The sequence below is a fragment of the Nitratidesulfovibrio liaohensis genome (assembly GCF_011682075.1).
Taxonomy (GTDB): Bacteria; Desulfobacterota; Desulfovibrionia; order Desulfovibrionales; family Desulfovibrionaceae; genus Cupidesulfovibrio; species Cupidesulfovibrio liaohensis.
The window spans coordinates 1-15,156 of sequence record NZ_VSMK01000441.1 but is presented as its reverse complement, the minus strand read 5'-3'; the positions used below and the strand labels follow the sequence as shown (position 1 = coordinate 15,156).

Genomic DNA, 15,156 nt, shown 5'->3' with positions numbered 1-15,156 from the left:
CCGCACGCCCGAGCAGCGCCCCGGCGTCCCCCGCATCGTGGGCGACCACCCCGCAGTGCGCCGCGTGCTGGCCCTGGCCCGTCAGGTGGCCCCTTCGCGCGCAACGGTGCTCATTTCCGGAGAATCGGGCACCGGCAAGGAAATGTTCGCGCGGTTCCTGCACGGCTGGAGCGACCGGGCCGAAGGCCCCTTCGTGGCCGTGAACTGCGCCGCCCTGCCGGAACACCTGCTGGAAAGCGAGCTGTTCGGCCACGAGAAGGGCTCCTTCACCGGGGCCATTGCCCGCAAGCTGGGCAAGTTCGAACTGGCGAGCGGCGGCACCATCCTGCTGGACGAAATTTCAGAAATGGACCTTGGCCTGCAGGCCAAGCTGCTGCGCGTGCTGCAGGAAAGCGAGATCGATCGCGTGGGCGGCACCGAGACCGTGAAGGTGGACGTGCGCGTGCTGGCCACCACCAACCGCGACCTGGACGACTGGGCGAAGCAGGGCAAGTTCCGGCAGGACCTGTTCTTTCGCCTGAACGTCATCCCCCTGCGCCTGCCCGCCCTGCGCGAACGCGGCGACGACGTGGTGGTGCTGGCCCGGCATTTTGCCGCCACCTACGTGCGCGAGTATGGCCTTGCCCCCGCCGAGTTTTCGCCCGAGGCCGAAGAGTGGCTGCAACACTACGACTGGCCGGGCAACGTGCGCGAGTTGCAGAACCTGATGGAGCGCGCCGTGCTGCTGGCCGGGGGGCGGCCCATCACCACCCGGCACTTCCTGCTCGACCCCGACAACTGGCCGCTGTTCGAAGAGGGCGACCTGGACTCGGGCGGCGAGGATGGCGGTGCGGTCGCCCCGGCAGGGGCGGACGGCGTCGGTGATGCGTCCACGTTATCCGAGGATGGCGGACAGGCGGGGGGGCCTGACGTCGCGTCCTTCCCCGGTGGGGTCATCCCCCTGCACGAGATGGAACGCATCATGATCCTGAAAGGGCTGGAGGTCACCTCCGGCAACCGCACCCAGGCGGCGGAACTGCTGGGCATCTCGGTGCGCACCTTGCGCAACAAGCTCAACGAATACCGCGGAATGGGCATAGAAGTTGCCTGACGCCCCTTGCGGGCCGCGGTGATGTGCACTACACCGGACAAACCGCCCGGAACCCCACGCGCGGGTTCGCGGGCGGTTGCGGCATGAGGCCCCCGGCACCGGCAACCGCCACGCAGGCTCGTAGCGTCGTGGTGACCGGCGGTGGGCGCGGCGCCCTGCATGCCCTTGTGCCGACGTTTCGCGGCTGCCGGATCGGCATCCGGGCCGCAATCATGCGATGCAGTGTGTCCCAGGGACCTTCGGCCCGCCGGACGAACCAGCTTACGGGCGGCGCGGGTGCGCACGCCATACCGGCAACGCCGAATCCACGAGGGGTAGCATGTCCATGAACCTTACGCAGAAGATCATCGCGGCGCATCTCGTCAGCGGCGAGATGGCCCCGGGGGCCGAAATCGGCCTGCGCATCGACCAGACCCTGACCCAGGACGCCACCGGCACCATGGCCTATCTGCAATTCGAGGCCATGGGCGTTGACCGCGTGCGCACCGATCTTTCGGTGAGCTACGTGGACCACAACACCCTGCAGATGGGCTTCCGCAACCCGGACGACCACCGCTTTCTGCGCACCGTGGCCGCGAAACACGGAGTGATCTTTTCGCCCCCCGGCACCGGCATCTGCCACCAACTGCATCTGGAAAATTTCGCGCTGCCCGGCGCAACGCTTGTCGGCTCCGACAGCCATACCCCCACGGCAGGCGGCATCGGCAGCCTGGCCATGGGCGCGGGCGGCCTTTCCGTGGCCCTGGCCATGGCGGGCGAACCGTACTTCATCTCCATGCCCCGCGTGGTCAAGGTGCGCCTGGAAGGCCGCCTGACCGGCTGGGCGTCCGCCAAGGACGTCATCCTGCACCTGCTGGGCCTGCTCACGGTCAAGGGCGGGGTGGGCAAGGTGTTCGAATTCGCCGGGCCGGGCGTGGCCACCCTGAGCGTGCCCGAACGCGCGGTGATCACCAACATGGGGGCGGAACTGGGGGCAACGGCCTCCCTGTTCCCCAGCGACGAGCGCACCCGCGCCTTCCTGGCCTCCATGGGCCGCGAGGACGACTGGAAGGAACTTTGCGCTGACGCGGACGCCACCTACGACGACGAGATCGTCATCGACCTTTCCGCGCTGGTGCCGCTGGTGGCCCAGCCGCACATGCCCGACCGGGTGGTGCCCGTGGCCGAACTGGCGGGCCTTTCCGTGGACCAGGTGGCCATCGGCTCGTGCACCAACTCGTCCTATGCCGACATGCGCATGGTGGCCGAGGTGCTGCGCGACAAACTGGTGCACGTGGGCACCGACACCATGGTCTCGCCAGGCTCCAAGCAGGTGTTGAAGATGCTGGCCGCCGAAGGCCTGGTGGAACCGCTGCTGGACGCGGGTGTGCGCATCCTTGAATGTTCGTGCGGGCCGTGCATCGGCATGGGCGGTTCGCCCGTGTCGGGCGGGGTCAGCGTGCGCACCTTCAACCGCAACTTCGAAGGCCGCAGCGGTACCAAGGATGCCAAGGTGTATCTGGTTTCGCCGCTTACCGCCGCCATGGCCGCGCTGCACGGGCAGTTCACCGACCCGGCCACCTGGGGCACCCCCCCGGCCCAGCCGGAATTGCCCGCCAAGGCTCCTTCCATCCGCCACCTGTTCGTGTTTCCGCCTGCTGACGGTAGCGGCGTGGAGGTGCTGCGCGGGCCCAACATCGTGGCGCTGGAGCAGTTCACGCCCATGGACGTCACGGTGACGGCGCCGGTGGTCATCAAGCTGGGCGACGACATCACCACCGACCACATCATGCCTGCCGGGGCGGAGATCACCTCGTTGCGCTCCAACGTGCCCGCCATCGCGCAGCACGTGTTCGGGCGGGTGGACGCGGATTTCGTGGCCCGCGCCAGGGCGGCGGGCATCGGGGTCATCGTGGCCGGGGACAACTACGGCCAGGGCTCCAGCCGCGAACATGCCGCGCTGGCCCCGCGCCACCTGGGCATCCGCGCGGTCATCGTGCGTTCGCTGGCGCGCATCCACCGGGCCAACCTGGTGAACTTCGGCATCCTGCCGCTGATCCTGTGCGACCGGGCCGACTACGACAGGCTGACCGTGGGTGGCACGGTGACCATTCCCGCTTCGGCCATCACCGCGGGAGGCGAGGTGGACGTGCAGGTGGAGGGCGTGGGCGCCATCCGCGTACGGAACGATTTGACGCAGAAGGAATTGGATATTATCCGGGCAGGCGGATTGCTGAACCACGTCCGCCTTTCCAGAAAACAGTAGGGTGTCCTTGCCGGGGCTCCGCACGGAGCCTCCGGCACCCCCGGCCCCCCGACGCGACCGCGCGCAATCGGCGCAGCCAGCGCAACTGGCGCAGCCGGACGCACCGGGGGGCATTGGCGCACACCGCAATGGAGTTTCTCAATGCTTGAACAGATCCGTGCCCACGCGCAGTCGTGGGGCGTGAAGATTGCCTTCGGCATCATCATCCTCGTGTTCGTCTTCTGGGGCGTGGGCTCCATGAACAACAGCTCGTCGGGTGCCCTTGCCACGGTGAACAAGAAGCCCATCCTGCTCCAGGAGTTCGGGCGCACCTACGAGCGCCAGGTGGAAGCGCTGCGCAGCCGCTACCCCGGCATCACCGCCGAGGACATGAAGCAGATGGGCCTCAAGCGACAGGTGTTGCAGTCCATGATCACCGAGCGCCTGCTGGCCGACGAGGCCGTGCGTATCGGGCTTTCGGTGTCGCCGGTTGAACTGCGCCGCTCCATCGAGTCCATAACGGCCTTCCGCAACGGCGACGGAAAGTTCGACGCCGAAGTGTACCGCTCCGTGCTCAAGGGGCAGCAGACCACGCCCGGCCGCTTCGAGGACGGCATCCGCCACGACATGCTGCTGCAGAAGCTGCGCGACCGGGTTACCGCACCCGCTTCGGTCACCGACGAGGAGGCCCGCGCCCTGTTCGACTACGGGCGCGAGCGCCGGACCATCGAATACGTGCTGTTTCCCCTGGAAGACCATGTGCTCAAGGTGACCCCCACCGACGAGCAGATCGCCGAACGCTACAACGAGAATCTGGATGCCTGGCGCAACCCGCAGCGCATCAGTCTGGACGCGGTCACCCTGACCCCGGCCAGCCTGGCCGCCAGCGTGGAGATTCCCGAATCGGCCATTGCCGCCTTCTACGCGGACAATGCCGAAACGTATTTCGTGGTGCCGGAGCGCGTGCGCGCCCGCCACATCCTGTTCATGGCCCAGGAAGGGGCGAGCAAGGAAGAGGATGCCGCGGCCCGCGCCAAGGCCGAGGACGTCATTGCCCAGGTCAAGAAGGGCAAGGACTTCGCCGCGCTGGCCGCCAAGCTGTCCGACGACAAGGGCAGCGGCACGCAGGGCGGCGACCTTGGCTGGTTCACCAAGGGGCAGATGGTGCCCCCCTTCGAGGCGGCCGCGTTCGCCTTGAAGCCCGGTGAGATCAGCGCGCCCGTGCGCACCGCCTTCGGCTGGCACGTCATCAAACTGGAAGCGCACGAAGCCCAGCGCACCCGCGCTCTGGACGAAGTGCGCGGCGAGATCCGCCAGCGCCTGGGCGAGGAGAAGGCGTCCGAACGGATGCACGAGGCCCTGGATACCGCCCTGGAAATGGCGGGCGCGGGCAAGTCCATCGACGACATCGCCAAGGCGCTGAAGCTGGAACACAAGCCCACCGGCCTGTTCTCGCGCGCCGACGCGGGCGTTGCCGTGGGCCTGAAGGGTCAGTCCGTGGGCACGGCCTTCACCACCCCGGCGGGTACGGTCATCGACACTCCGCTGGAAATCGAGGGCGGGTACATGATCGCCGCCGTGCTGGAATCGCAGCCGGAAAGCGTGACCCCGCTGGAAAAGGTGAAGGAAGAAGTGGCCGCCCAGGTGCGCCGCATCGAAGGTGCCAAGTTGGCGGTAAAGGCCGCGCAGGAAGCCGGGGCCAAGCTGGCCGACGGCCTGCCCGTCGATCTTGCCGCCAAGGTAAAGACCGCCGACCCCTTTGGCCGCAACGGCGTTGTCGCCGCCTTCGGCCAGAGCCGCGCCCTGGTGGACGCCGCCTTTGCCGCCGCCCCCGGCGTGTGGCAGGCCGCTCCTGTGGATACCTCGGCGGGTGCGGTGCTGTTCCGCGTCAAGGACGTACAGCGCCCCACCGATGCCGAATGGACCGCTGCCGCCGATACGGTGCGCGCCACCGTGCTGTCCGCCAAGCGCGAAGAACTCTTCCGCGTGTTCGTGGGCGAGCTGTCCTCCGCCGCCAAGATCGAGTTGCGCAACACCAAGATACTCGAAGACTAGCCGAACCATACATCGATACATGGCACGCAAGGCCGCCCTCCCGATGGGAGGGCGGCCTTTGTTTGTTGCATGTCAAACACGTATGCCGAAAATGTAAAAATACATTAATCGTGATAATAGGTTTAAAAATCGCATGGATGGTTGGCGTGTATGGGCTGGGAGTGCCTTTTTGGTCTGGGTTACGTAATTGCCTGGCCGCCACTGCAAGAGCTGAGAGGAAATTTCAGTAATTTTTTGACACATAAATACAAAAAAGTAAAAAATGCATGATAAAAAATTACAATTTCGTATTATATAGCGTGGGTTAGCGCCAGCGAGAAGTTGGGCGACAGCGTATTTGACTGAAAAGAATGGAGTTGCAGCGTTGGCCTGAAAGATGCTTTGTGCGCTTCATCGTAGCTGCCACGTGCATTCCGGTTGAGATGGGAAAAATGGGGAGGGACGTGTCCCCTCGTTTGCATCAGACAGGAGTGCATGCAACTGCAAAAAATGTTGCATGAAGTGAGGAATGCGGGATGAAAGGGCTCAAAAGTATCGTAACGGCGCTTGTGATTTTATGTACGCTGCTCGTTTCATGCGCGTCTTATGCGGATGATGCGCCTGTGTCTGATCCGAGCGGTGCATCAATCGGCACTTCTGCGGATGTGATCGGGGCCACCTCTGGCGCTCCGACCAAGGAAGAGTTCGACACGCTGTCCCAGAGTGAGCCCCTGGCCGCCAAGGTTGCCGATGTGGTCGGTCACAACCGCATCGCCATCAACATGATGTGGACGTTGCTGTGCGGCTTCCTGGTCATGTTCATGCAGGCGGGCTTTGCCCTTGCCGAAACGGGCTTTACCCGCGCCAAGAACGCCGGGCACACCATGGCCATGAACATGATGATCTACGGCATCGGCATGCTGGGGTACTGGATATGCGGCTTTGCCCTGCAAATGGGCGGCGTGGGCGGCGTGCTCAGCCTGGGCGGCGCTGGCGCGCTGGCCAACGAGTTTACCGTGACCATCGCGGGCAAGGATTTCGGCCTGTTCGGCACCACCGGTTTTTTTCTGTCCGGTGATGCCTATGACGCGGTGATCTTTTCTGTCTTCCTGTTCCAGATGGTGTTCATGGATACCACGGCCACCATTCCCACCGGCTCCATGGCAGAGCGCTGGACCTTCAAGTCCTTCGTCGTCTACGGGTTCTTCATTTCCATGTTCGTGTACCCGCTGTTCGCCAACTGGGTGTGGGGCGGCGGCTGGCTGTCGGCCCTTGGCCGCAACTTCGGCCTTGGCCACGGCGTGGCGGACTTTGCCGGTTCCGCCGTGGTGCATATGACAGGCGGCGTTGCGGCGGCTGCCGGGGCCATCGTGCTGGGGCCGCGCCTTGGCAAGTTCAAGCCTGACGGCACCCCCGTGGCCATGCCCGGCCACCACATCCCCATGGCCATTGCTGGCTGCTTCATTCTGGCCTTCGGCTGGTTCGGGTTCAACGCCGGGTCTACTCTGGCCGGGGGCGATCTGCGCATCGGCGTCATTGCCACCAACACCATGCTGGCCTCTGCCTCTGGCGCGTTCTTTTCCATGATGTACATGTGGATGCGCTACGGCAAGCCCGACGTGTCCATGGCAGCCAACGGCCTGTTGGCGGGTCTTGTGGCCATCACCTCGCCGTGTGCCTTCGTCAACTCGGTGGCGGCGGTGGGCATTGGCGCCGTGGCCGGGGTGATGCTGTGCATCAGCGTGCTGTTCGTGGAGCAGACCCTGAAGATCGACGATCCGGTGGGTGCCATTTCGGTGCACGGCGTGAACGGCGCGTGGGGCGTGCTGTCCCTGGGCCTGTTTGCCGACGGCACCTACGGCGAAGGGCTGAACGGCGTGGAAGGCACCGTGAAGGGGCTGTTCTACGGCGATGCCTCGCAGTTCATGGCTCAGTTGGTCGGCGTGGGCACCAACATCGTCTTCGTGTTCGTGGTGATGTACGTGTTCTTCAAGTTGTTGGACAAGGTCGTGCCGCTGCGCGTCGATCCGGAACTGGAACTGGAAGGGCTGGATCAGGCCGAGGTGGCGGTTTCCGCCTACCCCGACTTCAACCTGAAAAAGGCCATGAAGTAGGAGCCCGCCATGAAGAAAATCGAAGCCATCATCAAGCCGTTCAAGCTGGATGCAGTGAAGGACGCGCTGATCGCCATAGGGGTGTTCGGGCTGACGGTGACCGAAGTGCGCGGCTACGGACGCCAGCGAGGCCACGTGGAAACCTATCGCGGCCTGGAATACGAGGTGCAGTTCAATTCCAAGATCAAGGTCGAGACCGTGGTGCCCGACGGCATGAGCGACCAGGTGGTGAAGGCCATCACCACGGCGGCGCGCACCGGCAGCATCGGCGACGGCAAGATATTCATTTCCTCGCTTGAAGAGGTGATCCGCATCCGTACCGGCGAGGAGGGAACGGACGCCATCTGATAGTTGCCTTGCACGCCCCGAACAGCCGCGAGGCAAGCAGGACCGACGGGGCCGCCAGTTGTTGGCGGCCCCGCTTTATGTCCGGGGCACCGTCAGCAGCTGCAGCCGGGGCGCAGCAGTTCCTCGCGCACGCAGGGGGTGATGTCGTTGGCGTAGTGCAGGAACAGGCCGTCCACCCCCGCCAGCGGCGTCCAGTAGGCGTCCACGAAGCGGTTACCCGCCTCGGTGTAACTCAGGCTGCGAGCACAGGCATCATCGCGCACCGCTTGGTTGGCCTTGCACGCGGCGCAAGGTTTGTCCGGGCCGCACAGGGTAAAGCACTTGCGCCCCGGTTCGATGCCGACTGCCCGCGCCGCCTCGTTCACGGCCACGATGGTGCGGTTGGGCCGGGTGAGCATGACCGGGGAAGGGTGCTTGTCCCACATCATGCGGAAGGCTGCGAGGATGTGGGGAGAAATGTCGCCGGGCGTCGCGGCGGCGGGGGGCTGGTTGATGGGGTTCATGTGTCCTCCGGGGGCTTGCGTGGAGTGAGGGGGTTGCGGGGGCGGGGGGCGCCAGTGCGCGGTTCGCCCCGGTGCGCATGATTGCTTGGGTGCGGGTATCCATACGGGGCGTTCCCCATTGTCATGAATGCCATGCTATGCAATGATTGGTGAGTCGTGAATTGCGGATTGGCCATAATATTTACCTGATCGGACAAAAGATGTTCTGGAGTTTTTCCCTTACCCTTGCGGAATCCACCGCATGGCACGCCCACGACGTGTACGAGTTCGTGCTGTGCCGTTCCGGCAGCGGCCTGCTGCTGCTGGACCATGGCGAGGTGGCCCTGGAGGAGGGGCGCAGCGTGCTGGTCGCACCGCGCGTGCGGCACCGTTACGTCTTTGGCCGGAGCGAAGCCGCCGGGTTGAAGGTGGTGTGCCTGACCCAGGGGGACATGGCCACCCAGCTTTCCCCCACGCAGGTGGCCGCCCTTGTGACGCCGCAGCCGACGGGGTGTTCGGTGGTGGATCACCATGCCGACGCCGCCCGGCTGTGGGCCATGGCGGACATGATTCCCGACGGCATCGGGCGCGACGAAGGGACGGATGCGCCCGTGGCATGGGGGGCAATCGGCCTGCTGTTGGCCTTTCACGTGCGGGACATGCAGGCCGGGGGCGATGCGGGCACGCGGCACCACGACGTCATGCGCGGCGTGCGTGGCTGGCTGGACGCCCATCTGGCCCAACCGGTGGACCTGGACGGGCTGGCCGCCCGGTTCGGTCTGTCGCGCAGCCTGCTGACGCGCGAATTCCGGCGTCATGCGGGGGCCAGCGTGGTGGAGTACGTGAATACCCGCCGCCTGGAAAAGGCTGGGGGCGAACTGGCGGAATCTGACCGGGGCATTGCCGAGGTGGCGCTGCGTTGCGGCTTTGCAAGCCTGCCCAACTTCTACCGCCGGTTCCGGGCGCTGTACGGGGTGACTCCGGCGGAGTTCCGCCGGGTCGTCGCCGAGAATGCCGGGGGCGCTGTTGAAATGGTGCGCGGTACGGGGTCAGCACGGGAGAGCACCGGGGCAGGCGCGCGTTGAGCAGGCCCAGGCAGGAGTAAGCGCTTGACAGCGCGGGCGGGGCAGGGCAAGGGAGGCGTCACCCGCAACGGGAGCCGGAAGACGCCCCTACGACAGGCCGCGTCGGCCACGGCTCCGCAACCAGCAGGAACCCCACGTGCGCACCGCAGACTCCTACCGCAAGGTCTTTCCCGTCACCTGGGAACAGCTTCACCGCGACGCCAAGGCGTTGTCGTGGCGGCTGCTGGAGAAAGGGCCCTGGACCGGCATCATCGCCATCACACGCGGGGGGTTGGTGCCCGCCGCCATCATCGCCCGTGAAGTGGGGGTACACCTCATCGATACGGTATGCATCACCAGCTACAAGTGGCAGGATCAGTCCAGCCGCCTTGAAGTGCTGAAGGGCGTGCAGGGCGACGGCGACGGCTGGCTGATGGTGGACGACCTGGTGGACACCGGGCGCACGGCCAAGGCGGTGCGCGAAATGCTGCCCAAGGCCCACTTCGCCACCGTGTATGCCAAGCCAGAGGGGCGCCCCCTGGTGGACACCTACATCACCGAAGTCAGCCAGGATACATGGATTCTCTTTCCGTGGGACTCGGAGGTGCAGTACGTGCAGCCCCTTGTCAACCAGCGGGAAGCGGGCTAGAAATCTCTTTTCCGCATCAGCGTCGGCCTGGCCGCTCGTGAAGCGCCAGGCTGAGGTCCTTGTACATTGGCGGACGGGATCCCCGTTCGCAGCCGCATACCGTTCCATTCACCAAGCCCCGAGGAGGCTCCCGATGCGCAAATCCGTATCCGCGATGTTGCTGGTTGCCGCCATGCTGCTCATGGCCGCCCTGACCGGCTGCGGCGAAGACAAGAAGCCTGCCGAGGCCCCCAAGGCCGAGCAGACGCCCGCCGCCGCCGCGCCCGCTCCGGCTGCCGCCCCGGCCCCCGCTCCTGTGAAGGAAATGCAGGTCGGCTTCGTCTACGTTTCGCCCGTGGGCGACGTGGGCTGGTCCTGGGCCCATGACCAGGCCCGCAAGGCCATTGCGGAAATGCCCGGCGTGACCACCTCGTTCGTGGAATCGGTGCCCGAAGGGGCCGACGCCGAACGCGTCATCCAGAACATGGCACGCAAGGGCTTCGACATCATCTTCACCACCAGCTTCGGGTACATGGACCCCACGCTGAAGGTGGCGGAGCAGTTCCCCAACACCACTTTCATGCACTGCTCGGGCTACAAGACCGCGCCCAACATGAGCAACTACTTCGGGCGCATGTATCAGGCCCGTTACCTGACCGGCATGGTGGCCGGCTCCATGACCAAGTCGAACATCCTCGGCTACGTGGCGGCTTTCCCCATCCCCGAGGTGATTCGCGGCATCAACGCCTACACGCTGGGCGTGCGCGCCGTGAACCCCAAGGCCGAAGTGCGCGTGGTGTGGACCAAGACCTGGTACGACCCCGCCACCGAAAAGGAAGCCGCCAAGAGCCTGCTGGACGTGGGCGCAGACGTCATCGCCCAGCACCAGGATTCCCCCGGCCCGCAGGAAGCGGCCCAGGAACGCGGCGTGTACTCCGTGGGCTACAACTCGGACATGAGCCATTTCGCCCCCAAGTCGCTGCTGACCTCCGCCGTGTGGAACTGGACCCCGTTCTACAAGGACGTGGTGGAAAAGGTCCGCAAGGGTGAATGGAAGTCCGGCTCGTTCTGGCCCGGCATGGAACACGGCATCGTGGGCATCGCCCCCTACGGCGACATGGTGCCGCAGGACGTGCGATCCAAGGTGGACGCGCGCAAGGCCGAAATCGTGGCGGGCACCTACAAGGTGTTCTCCGGCCCGGTCAAGGATCAGAATGGCGTGGTGCGCGTACCCGACGGCCAAGTGCTTTCCGATCAGGACATGCTGGGCATGACCTGGTTCGTGGAAGGCGTGGTCGGTTCCACCCAGTAGTCGCGGTCAAGAACCGGAGCCCCCTGTCCATGTTCCTACCCAGAGTCGTGAAACGGCAGGAGCCCCTTCAATGGGGCTCCTTTTTCATTTTCGCGGTGGCCCTCGTCGTATCGCTGGGGGTCAGTTGCGCGTTGCTGGCCGTGCATGGCAAGCCGCCGCTGAAAGCGCTGGCGGTCCTGTGGTCGGGCGGTTTCGGCGGTCCCTTTGCGCTGGAAGACACGCTGCTGAAATCCATCCCCATCTTTTTGTGTTCGCTGGGGGTGGCCGTGTCGTTCCGCATGCAGGTGTGGAACATCGGCGCCGAAGGGCAGTTCGCCCTGGGCGCCGTGGGCGCCACGTGGGCGGTGCTGGCCTTTCCGGGCCTGCCCATGTGGGCCATGATGCCGGTGATGTTCCTGTGCGCCGCCATCGCGGGCGGGTTGTGGGCGGCGGTGCCCGCCGTGCTGCGCCTGCGCTTCGGCATGAACGAGATCATCTCCACGCTGATGTTCAACTACATCGGCATCCTGTTCCTGCAATTCCTGGTCTACGGCGTGTGGAAAGACCCGACCAGCTTCGGCTTTCCCATGACCCCCATTTTCCCCAAGGCCGCCATCATCGGCCCCATTGCCCCGGCCACCCTGGGGCGGGTGCACTGGGGCCTTGCGGTGTGCGTGGGCGTGGCCGTGCTGCTGGGCGTGTTCCTGAAGCGTACCCGCCTTGGCTTCGAACTGCTGGCCGGGGGCGAAAACCCCCGCGCCGCGCGCTATGCCCGCATGCCGTACAACCTGCTGGTGCTGCTGGTCATGTCGTTGTGCGGCGCGCTGGCGGGCTTTGCCGGGTGCATCGAAACATCGGCCACGGTCAACCGCCTGCAACCCAGCATCATGGTGGGGTACGGCTACACCGCCATCGTGGTGGCCTGGCTGTCGCGCCTGCGCGTCAGCTCCATCGCCTGCTTCGCGTTTCTGCTGGCGGGGCTGCGCGTGGGCGTGGAACACCTGCAACTGGATCTGCAGGTGCCCGCCGCCTTCGGGGGCATTCTTGAAGGCATGATCCTGCTTTCGGTGCTGGCCGGGCAGTTCTTCGACCGTTACCGCTTCACGCTGAAGGGGAGGAGTTAGCATGGACATGGATACCGCGCTGCTGCTCTCCATCCTGGCTGCCACCGTGCAGTCGGGCACGCCCATCCTGTACGCCACCCTTGGCGAGATGTTCACCGAACGTTCCGGCGTGCTGAACCTGGGCGTGGAAGGCATGATGATCGTGGGCGCGTTCACCGCTTTTCTGGCCACCCACCTTACCGGCAACCCGTGGGCCGGGGTGCTGGCCGCCGGGCTGTGCGGGGGCGGACTTTCGTTGCTGCACGGGGTGGTCTGCCTGATCTTTCAGGGCAACCAGGTGGTGTCCGGCCTTGCGCTGACCATTCTGGGGCTGGGCCTGGCGGACTTTCTGGGCACGCCGTACGTTGGCATCACCACCACCGGCTTCCAGGCCTTCGCCGTGCCGGTGCTGGCGGACATTCCCGTGCTGGGCACCATATTTTTCCGACACGACGCGCTGGTCTACCTGTCGTACCTGTTGCCGCCGCTGTTCTGGCTGTTCATGGCCCGCACCCGTCCGGGGCTGGCCCTGCGAGCCGCGGGCGAACACCCCGCCGCCGCATCCGCCGCCGGGCTTTCGCCGGTGCGCATCCGCTGGTGCGGCATCTTCACGGGCGGCTTTCTGGCCGGGCTTGGCGGGGCCTACCTGTCGCTGGCCTACACCCACCTGTGGACCAACAACATGACGTCCGGACGCGGCTGGATTGCCGTGGCGCTGGTCATCTTCGCCTTCTGGCGGCCTGGCCGCGCCGTGTTCGGGGCGTATCTGTTCGGCGGGGTGATGGCCCTGCAACTGCGCTTGCAGGCCATGGGGGCCAACCTGCCCTCGTCGCTGATGCTCATGCTGCCCTACGCGCTGACCGTGCTGGTGCTGCTGGCCTCGTCGGCGCGCGGTGGCGGGCGTGCCGCGCCCGCCGCGCTGGGCGTGAACATCGAGCCCGAGGAATGATGCCATGAGCGATACGCCGCATATCCCCTCTGCCGTGGCACCGGAAACGCCCCGGCGCGCCCGCGAGGCTCACGCCCACCTGCCGCCCGTGGTGCGCCTGGACGGCATCTGCAAGTCGTTCGGCAAGGTGCGCGCCAACCACGACATCACCCTGGACATCCGCCCCGGCTGCATCAAGGCCTTGCTTGGCGAGAACGGCGCGGGCAAGTCCACGCTCATGTCCATCCTGGCCGGCAGGCTGCGCCAGGATGCGGGCACCATCGTGGTGGACGGCGCGCCCACTGTGTTCGCCTCGCCGCGCGATGCCCTGCGCGCGGGCATCGGCATGGTCTACCAGCACTTCATGCTGGTGGATTCCATGACCGTGGCGGAAAACGTGCTGCTGGGCCAGTCGCCCGACATGGTATTGCGCCCCGCGCGCATGCGCGACGAGGTGGCCGCACTGGCCGAACGCTACGGCCTGGCCGTGGACCCGGCGGCCCGCGTGGGCGGCCTGTCCATGGGCGAGCGTCAGCGTGTGGAAATCCTGAAGCTGCTGTACCGCGACAGCCGCGTGCTGATCCTGGACGAACCCACGGCGGTACTCACCCCGCGCGAGACCGACCAACTGTTCGAAGCCATGTGGCGCATGGCCGACCAGGGCAAGGCGCTGGTGTTCATCAGCCACAAGTTGCAGGAAGTGCTGACCGTTGCCGACGAGATAGCCATCCTGCGCCGAGGCGAGGTGGTGGACGAGTTCAGCGAGGCTGACGTGCCCAACCAGACCGTGCTGGCCAACCGCATGGTGGGCCGCGACGTGGTGCTGCAGGTGGACGCCAAGCGGCTGACTCCGGTGGACACGGTGCTGTCCGTCGAGCACCTTTCCGGTGCCGGGCTTTCCGACGTCTCGCTGGAGGTGCGGCGCGGCGAGATCGTGGCCATCGCCGGTGTGGCGGGCAACGGGCAGAAGGAACTGGTGGAAGCCATCTGCGGCCTGGCCCGGCCCGAAGCGGGCGAGGTGCGCATTCTTGGCCGCCCGTGGCGCGAATTCTTTGCCGGGCCTCCCGGAAGGCGCGGTCTGGCCTACATCCCCGAGGACCGGCAGGGGCTGGCCACCTGCCGCCATCTGGACCTTGTGGACAACTTTCTGCTGACCACGCGCAATCTGTTCGCCAAGGGTGTGTTCCTGGACCGGGCCGAAGCCGTCAACGCCGTGAAGCGGGTGGTGTGGGAATACAACGTGCAGCCCGGCGACATCACCGCATCTGCGCGGGCGCTTTCGGGCGGCAACCTGCAAAAGCTGGTCATCGGGCGCGAGTTCTTCCGCAAGCCGGAAGTCATCGTGGCCGAAAACCCCACCCAGGGGCTGGATATTTCCGCCACCGAGGAAGTGTGGGGCAGACTGCTGGAGGCGCGCTCCACCGCAGGGGTGCTGCTGGTCACCGGCGACCTGAACGAGGCGCTGGAACTGGCCGACCGCATCGCGGTGATGTACCGGGGCCGGTTCATCGACGTGTTCGACAAGGATGACACCGTCAAGGTGGAGGCCATCGGCCTGATGATGGCCGGGGTGCGCCCCGATGAGGCGGATGATGCAGATGAGGCGGGCGGGCCGGGCGCGGTTGTAGCGCAGGTGTAGGCCGCACGCATGGAAGGTGCCAATGCAACGGCGGGCCACCCCAGTGGGGCGGCCCGCCGTTCGTCATTTGAAGGGGAACGGGAGAAACGGGGAGAAGGCGCAGAGGGATTTTTCGACTTAGCCGGAGCAGCCGCACCCGCCGCCATTGCCGCCGCCGCAACCGCCCGGCTTGGGCGCGGCACCGCTGGCGCAGGCGCAACCGGAAGCGGGG

At 66.0% G+C, this 15,156-nt stretch carries 12 protein-coding genes; 11 read left to right on the top strand and 1 reads right to left on the bottom strand.

Translation table 11 applies throughout. The annotated features are described in order from the left end of the window. From FVW27_RS13745 to FVW27_RS13725, 5 genes are all read left to right on the top strand, one after another. The coding region (locus FVW27_RS13745; protein WP_167126057.1) for a sigma-54 interaction domain-containing protein at positions 1-1,090 on the top strand (1,090 nt) is incomplete at its 5' end. Positions 1,091-1,409: 319 nt separating this feature from the next. Then, positions 1,410-3,335, top strand: a complete 1,926-nt coding sequence (locus FVW27_RS13740) for an aconitate hydratase (protein ID WP_167126054.1) — start codon at positions 1,410-1,412, stop codon at positions 3,333-3,335. Between the two features lie 141 nt (positions 3,336-3,476). Further along, complete coding sequence (locus FVW27_RS13735) at positions 3,477-5,369, top strand: peptidylprolyl isomerase (protein WP_167126051.1); 1,893 nt, start codon at positions 3,477-3,479, stop codon at positions 5,367-5,369. A gap of 602 nt (positions 5,370-5,971) precedes the next feature. After that, positions 5,972-7,462 carry an ammonium transporter gene (locus FVW27_RS13730; protein WP_424991878.1) on the top strand — a complete coding sequence of 497 codons (1,491 nt, stop codon included), beginning with the start codon at positions 5,972-5,974 and terminating at the stop codon, positions 7,460-7,462. A 9-nt stretch (positions 7,463-7,471) separates the two neighbouring features. After that, positions 7,472-7,810: a P-II family nitrogen regulator gene (locus tag FVW27_RS13725; protein WP_167126047.1), complete on the top strand. Its 339-nt coding sequence runs from the start codon at positions 7,472-7,474 to the stop codon at positions 7,808-7,810. Positions 7,811-7,902: 92 nt separating this feature from the next. On the opposite strand, the gene FVW27_RS13720 is transcribed toward FVW27_RS13725, so the two are convergent. Further along, the gene (locus FVW27_RS13720; RefSeq protein ID WP_167126044.1) at positions 7,903-8,313 is read right to left on the bottom strand and encodes a hypothetical protein; all 411 of its coding nucleotides are present in this window, start codon (positions 8,311-8,313) and stop codon (positions 7,903-7,905) included. Positions 8,314-8,513: 200 nt separating this feature from the next. Between FVW27_RS13720 and FVW27_RS13715 the strand changes: the two genes are divergently transcribed. The 6 genes from FVW27_RS13715 to FVW27_RS13690 all read left to right on the top strand — a co-directional run bounded on the left by FVW27_RS13715 (position 8,514) and on the right by FVW27_RS13690 (position 14,945). Next, positions 8,514-9,377 carry an AraC family transcriptional regulator gene (locus FVW27_RS13715; protein ID WP_167126041.1) on the top strand — a complete coding sequence of 288 codons (864 nt, stop codon included), beginning with the start codon at positions 8,514-8,516 and terminating at the stop codon, positions 9,375-9,377. Positions 9,378-9,513: 136 nt separating this feature from the next. Next, on the top strand, positions 9,514-10,005 hold the full coding sequence (gpt, locus tag FVW27_RS13710; RefSeq protein WP_167126038.1) for a xanthine phosphoribosyltransferase: 492 nt from the start codon (positions 9,514-9,516) through the stop codon (positions 10,003-10,005). A gap of 133 nt (positions 10,006-10,138) precedes the next feature. Then, positions 10,139-11,296, top strand: a complete 1,158-nt coding sequence (locus FVW27_RS13705; RefSeq protein WP_167126035.1) for a BMP family ABC transporter substrate-binding protein — start codon at positions 10,139-10,141, stop codon at positions 11,294-11,296. Positions 11,297-11,325: 29 nt separating this feature from the next. Further along, entirely contained in the window at positions 11,326-12,399 is a 1,074-nt protein-coding gene (locus tag FVW27_RS13700; RefSeq protein WP_167126032.1) for an ABC transporter permease, read from the top strand. Positions 12,400-12,406: 7 nt separating this feature from the next. Continuing rightward, complete coding sequence (locus FVW27_RS13695; protein WP_167126063.1) at positions 12,407-13,327, top strand: ABC transporter permease; 921 nt, start codon at positions 12,407-12,409, stop codon at positions 13,325-13,327. Between the two features lie 4 nt (positions 13,328-13,331). After that, a complete protein-coding gene (locus FVW27_RS13690; RefSeq protein ID WP_208294792.1) occupies positions 13,332-14,945 on the top strand; it encodes an ABC transporter ATP-binding protein in 1,614 nt (537 codons plus the stop codon). Positions 14,946-15,156 lie beyond the last annotated feature (211 nt).

Bases quoted from the DNA above. Each gene is read 5' to 3' on its own strand.
- FVW27_RS13740 (WP_167126054.1), top strand. From the start codon at position 1,410: ATGTCCATGAACCTTACGCAGAAGATCATCGCGGCGCATCTCGTCAGC.
- FVW27_RS13695 (WP_167126063.1), top strand. From the start codon at position 12,407: ATGGATACCGCGCTGCTGCTCTCCATCCTGGCTGCCACCGTGCAGTCG.
- FVW27_RS13725 (WP_167126047.1), top strand. From the start codon at position 7,472: ATGAAGAAAATCGAAGCCATCATCAAGCCGTTCAAGCTGGATGCAGTG.
- FVW27_RS13700 (WP_167126032.1), top strand. From the start codon at position 11,326: ATGTTCCTACCCAGAGTCGTGAAACGGCAGGAGCCCCTTCAATGGGGC.
- FVW27_RS13720 (WP_167126044.1), bottom strand. From the start codon at position 8,313: ATGAACCCCATCAACCAGCCCCCCGCCGCCGCGACGCCCGGCGACATT.
- FVW27_RS13705 (WP_167126035.1), top strand. From the start codon at position 10,139: ATGCGCAAATCCGTATCCGCGATGTTGCTGGTTGCCGCCATGCTGCTC.
- FVW27_RS13715 (WP_167126041.1), top strand. From the start codon at position 8,514: ATGTTCTGGAGTTTTTCCCTTACCCTTGCGGAATCCACCGCATGGCAC.
- FVW27_RS13735 (WP_167126051.1), top strand. From the start codon at position 3,477: ATGCTTGAACAGATCCGTGCCCACGCGCAGTCGTGGGGCGTGAAGATT.
- FVW27_RS13690 (WP_208294792.1), top strand. From the start codon at position 13,332: ATGAGCGATACGCCGCATATCCCCTCTGCCGTGGCACCGGAAACGCCC.